The following is a 17520-nucleotide window of genomic DNA, read 5'->3' on the forward strand; positions in this document are numbered from 1 at the left end:
GAACTTTCAGGCTTGCACGCAGATTGATATACTAATATCCTAAGTGACGTGAACAGGGCGCCGCCGGGGGCGGCACCGTTGCCAAGCGGAGCGGAAAGAGGATGGAGGCAAGGGCAGGGCCTGTGTCGGCCATGCGCAATTTCCGGCCGCGCGTCGTGCGGTCGCAGCGCTGCGAAAGCCGGTCTCGGCAAAGGGGCCTCATCCACGCTTCGCCTGCCACCGGCCCACGGTTCATCCAGTCACACACAGGCGGCCAACCGGCCACCAGGCAATCCGGAAACACCAGAACAAGAGAGGCCGGCCCGCTCAGGCTCCGGCCCCGTCCTCAGGAGGAGAACCTATGAAGTTTGCTCTGACTTCGGTCCGCACCGCGCTGCTGGCCGCCTGTGCCGTCTGCAGCATGATGGCCGCGCCGATGCTGTCGGCTCCGGCCGCCGCGCGCGACTTCCGCTCCGCCGACATCCACCCGACCGACTACCCGACCGTCGAGGCCGCGCGCTATGTCGGCAAGCTGCTGGCGGAACGCACCAACGGCCGTCTCGGCGTCAAGGTGTTCCCGAACGGCGCCCTCGGCAACGAAAAGGACACCATCGAGCAGCTGAAGATCGGCGCGCTCGAGATGATGCGCATCAACGTGGCGCCGCTGAACAACGTGGTGCCGGAGACGATGGTCACCGCGCTGCCCTTCATCTTCCGCGACACCGGCCACATGCGCCGCGTGCTCGACGGTGCGATCGGCGACGAAATCCTGGCGGCGATGGAAAGCCAGGGCATGGTCGGCCTCGCCTTCTACGACAGCGGCTCGCGCAGCATGTATTCGGCCGCCAAGCCGTACAAGACGCTGGCCGACATGAAGGGCGCCAAGATCCGCGTCCAGCAGTCCGACCTGTTCGTCGCCATGATCCAGGCGCTGGGCGCCAACGCCACGCCGATGCCCTTCGGCGAGGTCTACACCGCGCTCAAGACCGGCATCGTGGACGCGGCCGAGAACAACTATCCGTCTTATGAGTCCTCGCGCCACTTCGAAGCCGCCAAGTACTTCACGCTGACCGAACACGCGATGGCGCCGGAAGTGCTGGTCTTCTCCAAGGTCGCCTGGGACCGCCTGTCGAAGGACGACCAGGCTCTGGTCCGCCAGGCCGCCAAGGAGTCGGTGCCCTACATGCGCAAGCTGTGGGAAGAGCGCGAGCAGAAGTCGAAGGACGTCGTCGTGAAGGCCGGTGCCCAGATCGTCGAAGTCACCAACAAGCAGGAATTCATCGATGCGATGAAGCCTGTCTACGACAAGTTCGCCAACACGCCGAAGCTCCAGAGCCTCGTGCAGCGCGTCCAGGAAACCAAGTAAGCAAGGGGTGAGGCGCGGCGCCGTCCCCGGCGGGACGGTGCCGCCACCCAAGGGGAGCCGCAGCATGGATATCGAGCTGCAAGCAATGGATGTCAGCCCGCCGCACGCAGCCGGCTGGCTGACGCGGATGAACGCGGCGCTGGCCAAGACCGGCATGTATGTCGCCATCATCGGTTTGATGGCGATCGTCGCGGTCGTCTTCTATCAGGTGTTCGGCCGCTATGTGCTGAACAACTCGCCGACATGGGCCGAAAGCCTGGCCATCGTGCTGGTGCTGTACGTCACCCTGATCGGTGCCGCCGTCGGCGTCCGCGATGCCGGCCACATCGGGCTCGAATCCCTGCTGGTGATGCTGTCTGACAGTGCGCGGCGCAAGATGGACATCTTCATCTACGCGCTGGTCGGAATCTTCGGCGGCTGCATGGCCTACAATGGCTGGATTCTCGGCAGTTCCGTCGTCTCCTACACGATCCCGAACCTTCACATCTCCGAAGCCGTGCGTTACGTGCCGCTGGTGCTGTCGGGTGTGCTGATCGTCCTGTTCTCCATCGAGCATATCGTCGCCATCCTGCGCGGCGAGGAGGTAAAGCCGTCATGGAACTGATGATCCTCAGCATCACCTTCTTCGGCTTCCTCATCCTCGGCATCCCGGTCGCCTTCGCCATCGGCCTGTCGGCGCTCTGCACCATCCTCTATGAAGGCCTGCCGGTCGCGGTGGTCTTCCAGCAGATGATGTCGGGCATGAACGTCTTCTCGTTCCTGGCCATTCCGTTCTTCGTCTTCTCGGGCGAACTGATGCTGCACGGCGGCGTCGCCGACAAGATCGTCGCCGCGGCCAAGAGCATGGTCGGCCACATCCGCGGCGGGCTGGGCATGTCCAACGTGGTGGCCTGCACCCTGTTCGGCGGCGTCGCCGGCTCCCCCGTCGCCGACGTGTCGGCCATGGGCGCCGTGATGATCCCGATGATGAAGCGGGAGGGCTACCACGCCGACTATGCGGTCAACGTCACCACCCACGCTGCGCTCGTCGGCGCGCTGATGCCGACCAGCCACAACATGATCATCTACGCGCTGGCCGCCGGCGGAAAGGCGTCCATCGGATCGCTGATCGCCGCGGGCCTGATGCCGGCGCTGCTGCTGATGGTCTGCAACCTGGGCGCCGCCTATTACGTCGCGGTCCGCCGCGGCTATCCGAAGGGCTCCTTCCCCGGCTGGGACATCCTGCTGCACACCTTCGCCGCCGCCCTGCCCGGCATGCTGATCGTCGTCATCATCCTGGCCGGCATCACCAGCGGCGTGTTCACCGCGACCGAATCGGCCTCGGTGGCCGTGATCTACGCGCTGCTGCTGACCACGCTGGTCTACCGCACCCTGAGCCTGGAGAAGTTCCTGGCCGCCGCCGCCAAGACGGTGAAGACCACCGGCGTGGTGCTGCTGCTGATCGGCGTGTCGACGATGTTCCAGTACCTCATGGGGCTCTATGAGGTGGCGGACATGACCGGCGAACTGCTGGCCGGCATCTCGACCAACCCGATCGTCATCTTCCTGCTGATCAACATCATCCTGTTCCTGCTGGGCACCTTCATGGACATGGCCAGCACGATCCTGATCTGCACGCCGATCTTCCTGCCGATCGCCATGACCTACGGCATGGACCCGGTGCAGTTCGGCATCGTGATGCTGATCAACTGCGCGCTCGGCCTGAACACCCCGCCGGTCGGCACCACCCAGTTCATCGGCTGCGCCATCGGCGGCGTGTCGGTTGGCGAGGTGATGCGCTCCATCACGCCCTTCTACGGGGCGCTGTTCGTGGCGCTGCTGCTGGTCACCTATGTTCCCGGCTTCTCGCTGTGGCTGCCGCGTCTGCTGATGAACTGATGCGGGGCAGGGTCCAGGCTCAACTGAACGAATTCTCTCCCGAACGATTTCTCTCCTGGACTGGGCCATCGGCTTCTCGCCGATGGCCCATTTTTTATGAGCCGGCGTCAGGCCGTCAGGTCCAGCACGACACGGCCGCGGATCTGTCCGGCCAGGATGCGCTCGCCCAGCGCCGGCAGGTCGGCGAAGGGATGGACCTCGTACATTGAAGACAGATGGCCGGGGTCGAGGTCGCGGGCCAGCCTTGCCCAGGCCGACGCGCGGCGGTCGGCCGGGGCCATCACCGAATCGATGCCGATCAGCGTCACGCTGCGCAGGATGTGCGGCAGCACCGTGCCGTGCAGGTCGGACGAGCCGGCCAGCCCGCAGGCGGCGACCGCCCCGCCCCACACCGTCTGCGCCAGGGCGTTGACCAGGGTCGGGCCGCCCACTGAATCGACGCCGCCGTCCCAGCGCTCCTTCTGCAGCGGCGGGCCCTTCTCCAGCAGGGTGGCGCGGTCGATGAAGCCGGTGGCGCCCAGGCCGCGCAGATACTCGTGCGTCTCAGGCCGCCCGGTGGAGGCGGTGACGGCATGGCCGCGCTTGGCCAGCAGGGCCACCGCCACCGATCCGACGCCGCCGGCCGCACCGGTGACCAGCACCTCCCGGCCGCCGGGCCGGATCGTGCCCCAGCGTTCCAGCGCATCGACGCACAGCGCCGCGGTGTAACCGGCGGTGCCGATCCCCATCGCCTGTTCGGGCGTGAAGGCGTCGGGCAGGCGGGTCAGCCACTCCGGCTTCACCCGCTGATAGCGGCTGTAGCCGCCCCACTGCGTCTCTGACAGGCCCCAGCCGTTGACCACCACCCGGTCGCCGGCCTTCCAGTCGGCGGAACGCGACTCGACCACCGTCCCGGCGAGGTCGATCCCCGCCACCATCGGCAGCTTGCGGGCGATCTTGGCCTTTCCGGTGACGGCGAGCCCGTCCTTGTAGTTGACCGTGGAGTGGGAGACCTCGACCAGCACATCGTGGTCCGGCAGGTCGGACGGCGAGAGCGTGGTGAAGGAGCCCTTGGGCTTGCCGTTGTCGTCGGCGATGACGAAGGCAGGAAAGGATCGGGAAGGGACATCGGGCGCACTCCGTTGCGCTGCAGGTCTGTTTGAAACGATGCGCCGCATTCCGATATAGGTCAAACAAATTGACCTCAGCCTTTCGGCTCCTTTTCTCCTTCCGAATTGGGGGTAGTTTCACGGTCGCTTACCCCCAGCGGGAAGAAGAGCGGCAAGACGGCGCCACAGGGCGGAGTAGCCGGAGGGCGTCGAAATCGATTGCGGCCGTCCTCTTTCGCCGTTCCGGAGAAATCAGCTCCTCCGGCCGGGGGCGGAAAGTCCCAAGGAATGATCGGCTTATTGGGCGTTGTCGGCCGGTGACGATCCCGTACATCACGGTACGCGCAAAACGATTTCCAACAACTCCCCAGAAAGGGGTTTTCATGCACGGGATCATTCTTGCCGACGCCGGGCTGGCCGACATCGACGCGCTGATCGGCCGCCATGCGCCGGATGTGACGGTGATCCGGGTGGCCGCCGACGAGGACGCCCTCGGCCTGCTCGCCGACGCCCTGGAGACGGGTCCGGCCGCGGTCCACCTGATCGCCCACGGTGCGCCGGGCGTGGTGAAGCTGGGGGCGGTTCCGCTCGACACCAGCGCCCTGTTCGACCGCCGCTGGCCCGATGCGACCGGCACCGAGATCCTGATCCATGCCTGCGACGTCGGCGCCGGGGCGAACGGCCGCCGCTTCGTGGAGCGTCTGGCCGCCGTCACCGGCGCGCGCGTCGCCGCCGCCAGCCATCCGGTCGGCCATGCCGACCAGGGCGGCTCCTGGGACCTCGACGTGGTAACCGGTCCGATCCTGGCGGCCCGTCCCTTCGCGGGCGCCGACGCCTGGCCGCACCGGCTGGCCTACAGCGGCACGCCGACGGCGGGCAACGACACGCTGGTCGGCGACAATGGCGGCAACACGATCAACGGGCTGGCCGGCAACGACAGCATCACCGGCGGCACCGGCAACGACAGCCTGGTCGGCGGGCTCGGCAACGACACGCTGGTCGGCGGCGGCAACAGCGGGCAGTCGGCCGGCGACACCATGAATGGCGGGCTGGGCGCCGACCATTATGTCGGCGGCAGCGGCTTCAACATCGTCACCTACGAGGACGCCACCAGCGGCCTTACGCTGGACCTGACCAACGGCGCCAACAACACCGGCGAGGCGGCCGGCGATACCTTCGTCAACATCCAGCGCTGGATCGGCACGGAATATGCCGACAGCCTGACGGCGGGCGACACGGCTGTCTGGTTCTGGGGCCATGGCGGCAACGACGTCGAGCATGGCGGAGCCGGCAACGACACGCTGGAGGCCGGCGACGGCAACGACACCATCTTCGGCGGCGGCGGCACCGACCTTGTCTATGGCCGCGCCGACAATGACGAACTGCACGGGCAGGCCGGCGACGACACGGTGGCCGGCGGCGGCGGTGCCGACCTGATTTACGGCGATGCCGGCAACGACCTGCTGAAGGGCGACTGGGAGCGCGACACCATCCACGGCGGCGATGGCGACGACACCATCCTGGCCGGCATCGTCACCGCCGGCAGCTACACCCAGACCCAGGCCGACACGATCTATGGCGAGGCCGGCAACGACCGCTACATCGTCGTCAGCCAGTATGACGCCGGCACCGTCAGCTTCGACGGCGGCACCGGCACCGACACGCTGGAGGTGCGGTCCGACAACCTGACCAGCCTCAACGGCTACAACCTGGAATATTACACCGACGTCGCCTCTCCGAAGATCGACATCAGCGGCATGACGCTGACCAGCGTCGAGACGCTGGCACTCACCGGCAGCCAGCGCCACAGCGTGACGATGACGGCGGCCCAGGCCAACGGCTTCACCGGCATCACCGGCGCGGTCGCCGGCGACGCCTTCGCCATCGCCGGGGCGTCGCTGTCGGGCAGCGTCGGCAGCGGCAACGGCGGCGCGCTGCAGGCCGGTCAGGTTCAGGCGGAGACGGTGAACGGCGTCACCCTGGTCCATGTCGGGCTTGACGCCGCCGCCGGCGCCGACGTGACCCTGCGCATCGCCGGCAGCTTCGCCGCGTCGAACATCAGCCTGTCCGGCAACACCATCACGCTGGGTCAGGCCGGGTCCGGCGGCAACACGGGCGGAGGCGATACGGGGGTGGCACTCCCGGCGGCGGGACTCCCGGGGGCGGCTCCACCGGCGGCCTGACGCTGACCGGCACCGATGCCCGCGACTATCTGGCCGGCGGCAGCGGCAACGACATCATCACCGGCAACGGCGGCAACGACTACATGGTCGGCGGCGCCGGCAGCGACAGCTTCGTCTTCAAGCCGGGCGACGGCTGGGATTATGTCGCCGACTTCCAGGCGGGCAGCGGCGGCGACGTGCTGAACGTCGCGGGCTGGGCCGGGCTGACCGACTACACCGCGGTGATGGCCGCCACCACCCAGGAGGGCGCGAACACCATCGTCCGCTTCGACGACAACAACAGCGTCACCCTGGCCAACGTCACCCGCAGCAGCCTGACCGCCGCCAACTTCTCCTTCCTCAACGCCTCTCCGGGTGGAAGCACGGGCGGCGGTTCCAACGGTGGCGGCTCTACCGGCGGCGGAACCGGCCAGACCGTCACCGGCACCTCGGCGGGCGAGTATCTGGCCGGCGGCAGCGGCAACGACACCATCACCGGCAATGGTGGCAACGACTACATGGTCGGCGGCGCCGGGCGGGACACCTTCGTGCAGGGTGCGGCCGATGGTTGGGACTGCATCGGCGATTTCCAGGCCGGCAGCGGCGGCGACGTGATCGACCTGCGCAGCGTCGCCGGCTTCTCCAGCCTGAACGACGTGCTGACCCACTCCGTCCAGAGCGGGGCCGACCTGTCGATCGACATCGGCAGCACCAGCACGATCAAGCTGATGAGCGTCGACCGCAACATGCTGACGGCGGAGAACTTCCTGTTCGCCAATCCGCTCGGCTGAGGCGGCGGCGGGCGCCATCCCTTCGCGGGGCTGGCGCCCGTCCCTTCATTCCCCCTGCCAGCGGTCGCGGAACACCAGATCCTCCAGCGGCAGGCGCTTGCGCCAGCCCTTGGTTTCCAGTTCCGGCGTCGCCTCGAAATGGGTGACGTGGCCGAGGCAGAGATAGGCGATCGGCACGATCCGCTCCGGGATGCCCAGCGCGTCCCGCAGCGCGTCCTCGTGCAGGATGCTGACCCAGCCCACCCCCAGCCCTTCCGCCCGCGCCGCCAGCCACAGATTCTGCACGGCGCAGACACAGCTGTAGAGGTCCATCGCCGGCATGTGGGTGCGGCCCAGCACCACCGGGCCGGAGCGTTCGCGGTCGCAGGTGATGCAGAGGTTCACCGGCGCCTCGCGGATGCCCTCAAGCTTCAGCCGGCTGTAGAGGCTGCGGCGCTCCCCCTCGAACATCGCCTCCGCCTCCTCGTTGGCGCGGGCGAAGTCGGCATGGATGCGCGATTTCACATCCTTGTCGGTGATGACGATGAAGTTCCAGGGCTGCATGAAGCCGACCGACGGCGCATGGTGGGCGGCCAGCAGGATGCGGGTCAGCACCTCGTCCGGCACCGGATCGGGCCGGAACTGCCCGCGCACGTCGCGGCGGGAGAAGATCGCCTTGTAGAGCGCCTCGCGCTCCGCCGCGGTGAAAGCCTCCTCCATACTCACCCCCGCGCGATCAGGTGGAAGAAGGACCCAAGCGCCAGCCCGCGCCGGCTGCCGAGATCGCCCAGGTCGCTGCCGTCCGCCGCCGTCGCATGCAGCAGCGGGGCGTCGTCGCCACGGGACAGCGTCGAGGCATAATGGAACTCGTGCCCCATCAGCGCCGTCCTGGCCCCGCCCAGCGGCCCGTCGGCCAGCAGAGCCGCGCGGCGATAGCCCAGATGCAGCCGCCGCTTGGCGAAGGAGGTGCGCACCCCCAGCAGCCCGGTCATCGGGTGGGTCACGCCGTCGGCATCCTCCAGCGTCTCCCCCATCACCATGTAGCCGCCGCATTCGCCATAGACCGGCACCTGCTCCGCCGCCGCGCGCAGGCCGTCGCGGAAGTTGGCGTTGGCGGCAAGGCGGCCGGCATGCAGCTCCGGATAGCCGCCGGGCAGATAGATGGCGTCCGCATCCATCGGCGGCGCCTCGTCCGCCAGGGGGAGAAGAAGCGCAGCTCCGCACCTGAAGCCTGCCAGCCGGCGGTCAGATGCGGATAGACGAAGGTGAAGGCGGCATCCCGCGCGATGGCGATCCGCTGGCCCAGCGGCGGCAGGGCGGGGGCGTCGCTGCCGCGCCCGGCCAGCGACGGCTTCGCCAGCGCGACCACGCGGTCGAGGTCCACATGCTCGGCGACAAAGCGGCCGAGGGCGGCCAGCCGGTCGGCCAGCCCTTCCGTCTCGTCGGCCTGGACGAGGCCGAGATGGCGTTCGGGTAGGCTGAGGTCGGGTGCACGGGGCAGGGCGCCCAGCAGCGGGATGCCCAGCGCTTCGATGGCGTTGCCGGCCAGCGCGGTGTGGCGCGGGCTGCCGACATTGTTCAGCACGACGCCGCCGATGGTCACGTCGTCGCGGTAGGTGGCGAAGCCCTTCACCAGGGCCGCGGCCGACTGCGACTGGCCCTTGGCGTTGACCACCAGCAGGACCGGCCAGCCGGTGCGCGCCGCGATCTCCGCCGTCGATCCGGTGCCGGTGGCGCCGACGCCGGCCACGCCGTCGAACAGGCCCATCAGCGCTTCGCAGACCAGCAGGTCGGCGCCCTCGGCGGCGCGGGCGGCCAGACCGTCCAGCAGGTCCGGCCCCATCGCCCAGGTGTCGAGATTGACGCTCGGCCGGCCGGTGGCGGCGCGGTGGAAGGCCGGGTCGATGTAGTCCGGCCCCGACTTCACCGCCCCCACCGCCACGCCGCGGGCGCGCAGCGCCGCCAGCAGGCCCAGCGTCAGCGTCGTCTTGCCGGTGCCCGACGCCGGGGCGGCGATGATGAGACCGTTAGCCATGGTGAAGCGCCGCCTGGGCCGGCAGCCATTCCAGCGCCGGGCGCAGCCGCACCACTTCGCCGATGACGATGATGGCGGGCGGTTCCAGCCCGCTCGCCGCCAGATCGGCGACGCAGGTGCCGAGGCTGGTGACGAGGCTCTTCTGGTTGGGGGTCGTCGCCTCCGTCACCACGCCGACCGGGGTGTCGGCGGACAGGCCGCCGGCCATCAGCTCCGCCGCGATGGTCGGCAGCGCCTTCCAGCCCATATAGAGGATCAGCGGCGCCTTGGTGGCGGCCAGCGCCCGCCAGTCCGGCCCGCCGCCCAGCGAATGGCCGGTCGCCAGGATCACCGCCTGGTTGGTGTCGCGGTGGGTCGCCGGGATGCCGGCATAGGCCGGGCCGGCGATGCCGGACGTGATGCCGGGGACGATGCGGAAGGGAATGCCCTGGGCGGCCAGCGCCTGCGCCTCCTCGCCGCCGCGGCCGAAGACGAAGGGGTCGCCGCCCTTCAGGCGCAGGACGCGGTGGCCCTCCTTCGCCAGCTCGATCAGGCGGTTGGTGATGTCGTCCTGGTGGGCGGAGGGACGGCCGCCGCGCTTTCCGGCGAACTCCAGCCTTGCCGACGGGCTGGCGAGCGCCATGATCCGTTCGCCGACCAGCGCGTCATGGACGATGACGTCGGCTTGCCTTAGACCTTGCAGGGCCAGCAGGGTCAGCAGGCCGGGATCGCCGGGGCCGGAACCGGCCAGCCAGACGCTGCCGGGGGCGAAGGGGACCAGGACGCTTTCGGGAATGGACGACTCAAACGACATGAACGCGGACTCAGGGTCGGAGAAGACGGAAGGCGGTGCGGGCGGTGCCGGGGAGGATGCTACACCCTTGCGCCGTGGCTGGACGACGGGAACCTGCGCCACCGCCGCGGCGCGGGCGGCGGCCGAGGCGCTGTTCGGCCGGGAGTTCCCCGATCCGGTGACCGTGACCCTGCCCGGCGGCCAGACCCCGGCCTTCGCCCTGGCGGTGACGCAGCGGGGGGAGGGGACGGACGGCTCCCCGGGCGGCCCCTGGACCGCGGCCGGCGTGGTCAAGGATGCCGGCGACGACCCCGACGTGACCCATGGCGCGCTGGTGCGGGCGCGGGTGTGGCGCGGGGTGCCCGGCAGCGGCGTGACGTTCCGTGCCGGCCCCGGCGTCGGCACCGTGACGCTGCCCGGCCTGCCGCTGCCCGTCGGCGAACCGGCCATCAACCCGGTGCCGCGCAGCATGATCGCGCAGGCGGTGGGGGAGGCGGCGCGTGAGGCCGGCCAGCCCGCCGATCTGGTGGTGGAGATCGGGGTGGAGAATGGCGAGCAGCTCGCCAAGCGCACCATGAACGGGCGGCTCGGCATTCTGGGCGGGCTGTCGATCCTGGGGACGACGGGGATCGTCGTGCCCTATTCCTGCGCGGCCTGGATCGCGTCGATCCAGCGCGGCATCGACGTGGCGCGCGCCGCCGGGCTGACCCATGTCGCGGCCTGCACCGGCGACCTGTCGGAAAAGGCGGTGGTGGCGCGCTATGGCCTGCCGGAACAGGCGCTGCTCGACATGGGCGATTTCGTCGGCGGCACGCTGAAATACCTGCGCCGGCACCCCATTCCGCGCCTGACCCTGTGCGGCGGCTTCGCCAAGTTCGGCAAGCTGGCGCGCGGGCTGATGGACCTGCACAGCAAGCGCAACAGTGTTGATTTCGACTGGCTGGCCGACCGGCTGGCGGAGCTGGGGGCCGGGCCGGAGCTGGTCGCGCAAGCGCGCGGCGCCAACACGGCGGCGCAGGTGCTGGGCATGGCGGACGCCGCCGGCTTGGCCCTGGCCGACCATGTGGCCGAACTCGCCCGCCGTGCCGCGCAGGATGTGCTGGAGGATGCGCCGGTCGCCGTCGATGTGCTGGTCACCGACCGGCAGGGGCGCATCGTGGGGTGTGCTCCCTCTCCCGCCCCGGGAGAGGGAAGGGGCCCAAGCGAAGCTTGGGAAGGGTGAGGGGTTAGGCACGTAGCCATGCGGTTCGGGATTTTTGGAGTCCCCCTCACCCTCCCCGCCGCGGATGCGGCGGGTCCCCCCTCTCCCGGGGCGGGAGAGGGTGATCGTACGCGGGGAAGGGAAACCTCACTCCCCCAGCCCCCGGTAACGGCGCACATGGCTGCCGTCATACAGCGCGCTGCAGCGGAACTCCTCATGGCCCAGCGCCGGACCGACCAGGATCAGCGCGGTGCGCTCCATCGGTGAGGCCGCGACCTGCGCCGCGATGTCGGTCAGCGTGCCGCGCAGTACCCGCTCGTCCGGCCATGTCGCGCGGTAGACCACCGCCGCCGGGCAGTCGGCGCCGTAGAGCGGGGTCAGCCGCTCCACCACCCGGTCGATGACGTGGATCGACAGGTGGATGGCCAGCGTGGCGCCCGAGGCGCCCAGCACCTCCAGCGTCTCGTTCGCCGGCATGGCAGAGGCGCGCCCCTCCGTGCGGGTCAGGATCAGCGTCTGGCTGACCTCCGGCAGGGTCAGTTCGCGCCCCAGTGCTGCCGACGCCGCGGCGAAGGCCGGCACGCCGGGAGTGATGGTGTAGGGGATGCCGAGTTCCCGCAGCGCGCGGGTCTGCTCGCCCAGCGCGCTGTAGACCGACAGGTCGCCGGAATGCAGCCGGGCGACATCCTGGCCGGCGGCATGGGCGGCCCGGAACTCGGCGACGATCTCCTCCAGCGTCAGCGGGGCGGTGTCGATGATCCGGGCATCGGCGGGGGCGTGGGCGATGATCTCCTTCGGCACCAGCGAGCCCGCATAGAGGCAGACCGGGCAGCGCGCGATCAGGTCGCGGCCGCGCAGGGTCAGCAGGTCGGGAGCGCCCGGTCCGGCACCGATGAAATGGACGGTCATGAACGGGTCTCCGAAAGGGCGACTGCGGGCAAAGCAAGTGCGACGGTGGCGCGGGGGGTGGAGCGGCGCGGCAGAAGCAGGCGCGATCCCGGCCCGGCGGCGGCCAGCGCCGCGGCCTCCGCCACCGAAGCCAGCCCAACCGCCGCCAGCACGGTGGAGGAGCGGGTATGGACGCGGTCCTGCGCCGCCAGCATCGCGTCCTCCCCGATGAAGCGCAGCGGCAGGCCGAGCGCGCGGGCGGCCTCCGCCAGACCCGCCTCGTCGGCCTTCATCGCCGGGGCAGCAAGCGCCGCCAGCTGGCGCGCGGCGTCGGGCAGGGCCGCTTCGTCGAAGGCGGCGGCGACCAGACCGGCGATCTCCTCCCAGCCGCAGCCGCGGCGGCAGCCCAGGCCGACGAAGACCGGGCCGAACAGCAGGGAATCCGCCGTCATGCGGTCCATGCGCCCTCCGCAAACGGCTTTTCCGCCCGCCACAGCGTGACCGGCATGGCGGCGCGCCAGCCGCGGAAACCGCCGACCGCCGTGGCGCGGGCCACCGAAATCTGGGTCAGCTCGCCGCCGAGGCGCTTGTGCGCGTCGATCAGCACCGCCTCGCTTTCCAGCGTCACCGCGTTGGCGGCGATCCGGCCGCCGGGGGGCAGGGCGTCCCAGCAGGCCGCCAGCACGCCGTCACCGGTCAGCCCGCCGCCGATGAAGACGGCGTCCGGCCGCTCCAACCCGGCCAGCGCCGCCGGCGCCTTGCCGCGCGCCAGCGTCAGGTCGGGCACGCCGAGTTTGGCGGCGTTGGCGAGGATGCGGGCGATCCGCTCCGGATGGTGTTCGACGGCGACGGCGCGGTTGGCGGGGTCGCGCAGCATCCATTCGATGCCGATGGAGCCCGACCCGGCGCCGACGTCCCACAGCAGCTCGCCCCGGCGTGGCGCCAGGAAGGACAGGGTGACGGCGCGGACCTCGCGCTTGGTGATCTGGCCGTCATGGTCGAACCAGTCGTCGGGCAGGCCGGGCGCCAGCGGCAGGATTCGGGCGCCGGGGGCGGCCACACACTCCAGCGCAATGGTGTTGAGGTCGGCGGTCCGGTCGGCCGTCCAGGCGTCGGCGGTGGCCTCCAGCCGGGATTCGCGTGGGCCGCCCATCGCCTCCAGCACCGTCAGGTGCGAGGCGCCGAAGCCGCGGGCGCGCAGCAGGGCGGCGAGCTTGGCCGGAGTCGTTCCGTCCCAGGAAAGAAGCAACAGCTTCGCATTCGGTTGCAGATGCGGAACGACCTGCTCCAGCGGGCGGCCATGGACGGTCAGGCAGCGGCAGTCCTGCAGGGGCCAACCCATTCGGGAGGCCGCGAGGCTGAAGGCGGAGGCCGCAGGGATCACCGTCGTTTCCGCAGCCGGAACGAGTCGCGACAGCGTGGCGCCGACGCCGTACCAGGACGGATCGCCGCTCGCCAGCACGCAGACCCGCCGGCCGCGCCGGGCCAGCAGGCCGAGGAAGGCGTCGGTCATCGGCGACGGCCAGGGCAGCCGTTCCTGTCCTGCAACGACCGGCACGAGATCGAGATGGCGGCTGCCGCCATAGAGGATGGTGGCACCTTCGACCGCGGCGCGGGCGGCGGGCGACAAACCGTCCCAGCCATCCTCGCCGATGCCGACGACGGTGAGCCAGCGGGCCGTTCCCATGCTATCCATGGCGCCGATCCTGACGGGTGGGGAAGGGGAAATGGTCAAAGTGCTGATGGTCAAAGTGCTGATTCTGGGCGGCACGACGGAGGCGACGGCGCTGGCGAAGCGTCTGGCCGGCCATCCGCATATCGACGCCCGCGTGTCGCTGGCCGGCCGCACGAAGAACCCGGTGCTGCCGCCGCTGCCCACCCGCATTGGCGGCTTCGGCGGGGTGGAGGGCTTGGCCGGCTATCTGCGTGCCGAGGGAATCGGCGCGGTGATCGATGCGACGCATCCCTTCGCGGATCAGATCTCCGCCAATGCCGCCGCGGCCTGCGCGCAAGTCGGCGTGCCGCTGCGTGTGCTGACCCGGCCGGCCTGGACGGCAGGGCCGGGCGACCGCTGGATCGGCGTGCCGGACATGGACGCGGCGGCGCTGGCCTTGCGCGGCCTGGGCGACACCGTGTTCCTGACCATCGGCCGGCAGGAGGTCGCGGCCTTCGAGGCGATGCCGGACAAGCGCTACCTGATCCGCGCCGTCGACCCGCCGGAGCCGATGCCGGCCCTGCCGCGGATGACCCTGCTCCTCGATCGCGGTCCGTTCACCGTGGAGGGCGAACTGGCGCTGATGCGCCGAGAGCGGATTGAGGTGGTGGTGAGCAAGAACAGCGGCGGACGCGCCACCGACGCCAAGCTGGAAGCCGCGCGCCAGCTGGGCCTGCCGGTGGTGATGGTGGAGCGGCCGGCGGGCAATGGCGTGGCGGAGCTGCACGACGTCGATGCGGCGGTGGCGTGGCTGGAGGGGGTGGGTTAAGCCTCTCCCCCGCGCATTCTCCCTCTCCCCCCGGGGAGAGGGTCGGGGTGAGGGGGATGCACCGCGTGACTTCCCGGGAATCCTCGTGGCGCGTCCCCCTCACCCAGCCCTCTCCCCGGGGGGAGAGGGTTACTCGCGGTGGATTGGTCGTGGAACCCATCCTCACCCCCGATAATGCCGGGGCGTATACACCCAGCGCCCGCCGTCCGCCCGCGCGACGAACCGCGTGTGCGAGGCGCCGATGATGACCAGCGTGCGCATGTCGGCCTGTTCTGCCCGCACCTCGCCGAGCGTGGTCACGGTCAGCTCCTCGTCCGGGCGGCCGATTGCGCGGCCCAGCACGATGGGGGTCTCGGGCGCGCGGATGTCGCGGAGGGCGTCGAAGGCGGCGCCAAGCTGCCAGGGTCGGGCCTTGGAGATCGGGTTGTAGAGCGCGATGACGAAATCCGCCTCCGCCGCCAGACGCAGGCGCTTCAGCACCACCTCCCACGGCTTCAGATTGTCGGACAGCGAGATGGCGCAGAAATCATGCCCCAGCGGCGCCCCGGCCCGGGCGGCGGCGGCCTGCATGGCGGACACGCCGGGGTCGACCGACAGAGGCACCGCATGCCAAGCCTCTGGCGCAGCCGGATCGTCCAGCGCCTCGAAGATGGCGGCGGCCATGGCAAAGATGCCGGGATCGCCGCCCGACACCACCGCCACCCGCCGGCCCTGCGCCGCCAAATCCAAGGCGAAGCGGGCGCGGTCCAACTCCACCCGGTTGTCGGAGGCGTGGCGCACCTGATCTCCCGGCGGCACCCGCTCCACATAGGGGAAATAGCCGACGAGGTCGGTCGCCTCGGCCAGATCGCGCCGGGCTTCCGGCGTCAGCCAATCCTCGGGGCCGGGGCCGAGCCCCACAACCTTAAGCCAGCCATTGTTCTCCGGGGCAGTCATCCGCGCTTGCCCTCGCCCGGAATGACGATCTGGGAGAAGTAGGGGGCGACGTCCGGCGCCTCCAGGAACGGCATGAAGCGCTGTTCGTCCATGCTGGCGCGCTCGACGTACCACGCCCGCTCGGCCAGACCGGCGGCGGCGATGGCGCGGCGGACCTTGGGCAGGTTCTGGCCCAGCTTCATCACCACGCAGGCGTCGGCAGCGGTCAGGGCGCGAACCAGCGCCGCCTCGTCCAGCGTGCCGGGGATCACCGACAGCACGTCGTCACGCAGCATCAGCGGGCGCGGCAGCAACGAGGCGCTGCACACCATGCTGGTGACGCCGGGAATGACCTCCGCCCGGAAGCGGCCGGACAGCCGCAGGAACAGATGCATGAAGGAGCCGTAGAAGAACGGATCCCCCTCGTTCAGTGCCGCGACCGAACGGCCGGCGGCGAGATGCTCCGCGATGCGCTCGGCGGACTCGTCGAAGAAGGCTTCGATCTGCCGGCCATAGTCCGGGTGGGTCGGCGGCAGTTCCACCGTCACCGGATAGACCATCGGCAGCTCGATCTGGCCGGGCGTGATGGCTTGGTCGGCGATGCGGCGGGCCTGGCCCCGGGTACCGCGCTTGCAGAAATAGGCGACGACCGGGCAGGCGCCGATGGTGCGCACCGCCTTCAGCGTCATCAGTTCAGGGTCGCCGGGGCCGACGCCGACGCCGAACAGGGTGCCGGGGAAGGGGCTCGCCGCTCATTCGACGTCGCTCGCCAGGGCGTTGACGGCGGCGGCGGCCATGGCGCTGCCGCCGCGCCGGCCGCGGATCGCCAGATAGGGAACGCCGAAGGGGTTCTCGGCCAGCGCCTCCTTGCTTTCCATCGCCCCGACGAAGCCGACGGGGAAACCGAGGATCGCCGCCGGCTTGGGCGCACCCGCGGCCAGCATCTCCAGCAGGTAGAACAGCGCGGTCGGCGCATTGCCGATGGCGACCACCGATCCGCCCAGCCGGTCTCCCCACAAATCGAGCGCCGCGGCGGAGCGGGTGTTGCCGATGCTCTTCGCCAGATCGGGCACGGCGGGGTCGCGGAGCGTGCAGACGACCGCGTTGTCGGCCGGCAGGCGGGCGCGGGTCACGCCATGGGCGACCATCTCGCTGTCGCAAAGGATCGGGGCACCGGCGCGCAGGGCGGCGCGGGCAGCGGCGCCGACGTTGGCGGAGAACAGCAGGTCCTGGGCCGCATCGACCATGCCGCAGGCGTGGATGACGCGCACCGCCACCGGCTTCAGGTCGCCGGGGATGGCGGACAGGTCGGCCTCCGCCCGGATGGTGGCGAAGGACTGGCGGTAGATGGCCGCTCCGTCGCGGATATAGTCGTAGAGCGGCTCAGGCACCGGTGGACTCCTCGGTCAACAGATCCGCGACGCGGGCCACGGCGTCGGCGGGGGACAGGCCGGTGTGCGGGGAATCGTCACCGGGTTTTGCGTTCAGAGCGACGTCATACACCCCGTCGCGTGCGGTCAGGGTGACATCGGCGATGGCGGGGTGGGCGCAGCCCTTGGCGCAGCCCGACACATGCACCATTCGCACATGGTCCAGCAAGGGGCCTGCGCGCTCGGCGATGGCGAGCGCCGTCGCATGGGTGTCGGTGGTGCCGACATCGCAGCCGCCGGCCCCGCTGCAGGCCGTCAGCTTCAGCCGGCGGTCGGTGTGCGACAGGATGGCGCCGTGGGCATGGGCGACGGTTTCGGTGTCGGCGGAGGGGCCGACGAGGATCAGGGCGCGCCAGGGGGTGATGCGGATCTCGGCGCAGGCGGCGGCGAGGGCGGCGAGTGTGGCGGCGGCGAGGCGGCCGAAGGGGAAGGCAACCACTTTCCCGGCTATGCGTCCCTTCTCCCCCCGGGGAGAAGGTTAGGATGAGGGGGTTCGGCGGAGCCGAAGAGATCCATGAGGTGCGACACTTGCCCCCACCCTGACCCTCCCCCG

At 70.3% G+C, this 17520-nt stretch carries 17 protein-coding genes and 1 pseudogene; 7 read left to right on the forward strand and 11 right to left on the reverse strand.

Annotation, left to right across the window (positions count from 1 at the left end):
* Positions 1-340 precede the first annotated feature (340 nt).
* From AB8P05_RS28095 to AB8P05_RS28105, 3 genes are all read left to right on the forward strand, one after another.
* Positions 341-1345, forward strand: coding sequence for a TRAP transporter substrate-binding protein (locus AB8P05_RS28095; protein WP_455175211.1), 1005 nt, complete (start codon positions 341-343; stop codon positions 1343-1345).
* 64 nt (positions 1346-1409) lie between these two features.
* Entirely contained in the window at positions 1410-1949 is a 540-nt protein-coding gene (locus tag AB8P05_RS28100) for a TRAP transporter small permease (RefSeq protein ID WP_455175212.1), read from the forward strand.
* Positions 1940-3223 (forward strand): TRAP transporter large permease, encoded by a 1284-nt coding sequence (locus AB8P05_RS28105; protein ID WP_472761350.1) that lies wholly within the window; start codon positions 1940-1942, stop codon positions 3221-3223. The genes AB8P05_RS28100 and AB8P05_RS28105 overlap by 10 nt, the downstream gene beginning before the upstream one ends.
* Positions 3224-3330: 107 nt before the next feature.
* On the opposite strand, the gene AB8P05_RS28110 is transcribed toward AB8P05_RS28105, so the two are convergent.
* The gene (locus AB8P05_RS28110; protein ID WP_472761628.1) at positions 3331-4380 is read right to left on the reverse strand and encodes an MDR family oxidoreductase; all 1050 of its coding nucleotides are present in this window, start codon (positions 4378-4380) and stop codon (positions 3331-3333) included.
* A 314-nt stretch (positions 4381-4694) separates the two neighbouring features.
* Here AB8P05_RS28110 and AB8P05_RS28115 point away from each other — a divergent pair, with 314 nt between their 5' ends.
* Both AB8P05_RS28115 and AB8P05_RS28120 read left to right on the forward strand, forming a co-directional pair.
* Complete coding sequence (locus AB8P05_RS28115; protein WP_472761351.1) at positions 4695-6494, forward strand: DUF4347 domain-containing protein; 1800 nt, start codon at positions 4695-4697, stop codon at positions 6492-6494.
* Between the two features lie 83 nt (positions 6495-6577).
* Positions 6578-7264, forward strand: coding sequence for a hypothetical protein (locus AB8P05_RS28120; RefSeq protein WP_472761352.1), 687 nt, complete (start codon positions 6578-6580; stop codon positions 7262-7264).
* 45 nt (positions 7265-7309) lie between these two features.
* Here the strand turns inward: AB8P05_RS28120 and bluB are convergent, their stop codons facing one another.
* The 3 genes and pseudogenes from bluB to cobA form a co-directional block, all read right to left on the reverse strand.
* Positions 7310-7963: a 5,6-dimethylbenzimidazole synthase gene (gene bluB / locus AB8P05_RS28125; protein WP_472761353.1), complete on the reverse strand. Its 654-nt coding sequence runs from the start codon at positions 7961-7963 to the stop codon at positions 7310-7312.
* A gap of 2 nt (positions 7964-7965) precedes the next feature.
* Positions 7966-9278 (reverse strand): annotated as a pseudogene (locus tag AB8P05_RS28130) (cobyrinate a,c-diamide synthase).
* A complete protein-coding gene (gene cobA / locus AB8P05_RS28135) occupies positions 9271-10071 on the reverse strand; it encodes a uroporphyrinogen-III C-methyltransferase (RefSeq protein ID WP_455175218.1) in 801 nt (266 codons plus the stop codon). The pseudogene AB8P05_RS28130 and the gene cobA overlap by 8 nt, the downstream one beginning before the upstream one ends.
* Here cobA and AB8P05_RS28140 point away from each other — a divergent pair.
* The gene (locus tag AB8P05_RS28140; protein ID WP_472761354.1) at positions 10052-11272 is read left to right on the forward strand and encodes a cobalt-precorrin-5B (C(1))-methyltransferase; all 1221 of its coding nucleotides are present in this window, start codon (positions 10052-10054) and stop codon (positions 11270-11272) included. The genes cobA and AB8P05_RS28140 overlap by 20 nt on opposite strands.
* A 126-nt stretch (positions 11273-11398) precedes the next feature.
* Here AB8P05_RS28140 and cobM read toward each other — a convergent pair whose 3' ends face one another.
* The 3 genes from cobM to cbiE are packed head-to-tail and all read right to left on the reverse strand — an operon-like array spanning position 11399 to position 13826.
* A complete protein-coding gene (gene cobM / locus AB8P05_RS28145; protein ID WP_472761355.1) occupies positions 11399-12160 on the reverse strand; it encodes a precorrin-4 C(11)-methyltransferase in 762 nt (253 codons plus the stop codon).
* The gene (locus AB8P05_RS28150; protein ID WP_472761356.1) at positions 12157-12600 is read right to left on the reverse strand and encodes a cobalamin biosynthesis protein; all 444 of its coding nucleotides are present in this window, start codon (positions 12598-12600) and stop codon (positions 12157-12159) included. The genes cobM and AB8P05_RS28150 overlap by 4 nt, the downstream gene beginning before the upstream one ends.
* Complete coding sequence (gene cbiE / locus AB8P05_RS28155; protein WP_472761629.1) at positions 12588-13826, reverse strand: precorrin-6y C5,15-methyltransferase (decarboxylating) subunit CbiE; 1239 nt, start codon at positions 13824-13826, stop codon at positions 12588-12590. Before cbiE ends, AB8P05_RS28150 begins: the two co-directional genes overlap by 13 nt.
* Positions 13827-13881: 55 nt before the next feature.
* Here cbiE and AB8P05_RS28160 point away from each other — a divergent pair, with 55 nt between their 5' ends.
* Positions 13882-14622: a cobalt-precorrin-6A reductase gene (locus tag AB8P05_RS28160; protein ID WP_472761630.1), complete on the forward strand. Its 741-nt coding sequence runs from the start codon at positions 13882-13884 to the stop codon at positions 14620-14622.
* Between the two features lie 162 nt (positions 14623-14784).
* Here AB8P05_RS28160 and cobJ read toward each other — a convergent pair whose 3' ends face one another.
* From cobJ to AB8P05_RS28180, 4 genes are all read right to left on the reverse strand, one after another.
* A complete protein-coding gene (gene cobJ / locus AB8P05_RS28165) occupies positions 14785-15558 on the reverse strand; it encodes a precorrin-3B C(17)-methyltransferase (protein WP_472761357.1) in 774 nt (257 codons plus the stop codon).
* Entirely contained in the window at positions 15555-16226 is a 672-nt protein-coding gene (locus tag AB8P05_RS28170) for a precorrin-2 C(20)-methyltransferase (RefSeq protein ID WP_472761358.1), read from the reverse strand. Before AB8P05_RS28170 ends, cobJ begins: the two co-directional genes overlap by 4 nt.
* Positions 16227-16289: 63 nt before the next feature.
* Entirely contained in the window at positions 16290-16928 is a 639-nt protein-coding gene (locus AB8P05_RS28175) for a precorrin-8X methylmutase (RefSeq protein ID WP_472761359.1), read from the reverse strand.
* Positions 16921-17406 carry a hypothetical protein gene (locus tag AB8P05_RS28180; RefSeq protein WP_472761361.1) on the reverse strand — a complete coding sequence of 162 codons (486 nt, stop codon included), beginning with the start codon at positions 17404-17406 and terminating at the stop codon, positions 16921-16923. The genes AB8P05_RS28175 and AB8P05_RS28180 overlap by 8 nt, the downstream gene beginning before the upstream one ends.
* Positions 17407-17520 lie beyond the last annotated feature (114 nt).

The sequence above is a fragment of the Azospirillum sp. VT-I1 genome (genome assembly GCF_055698305.1).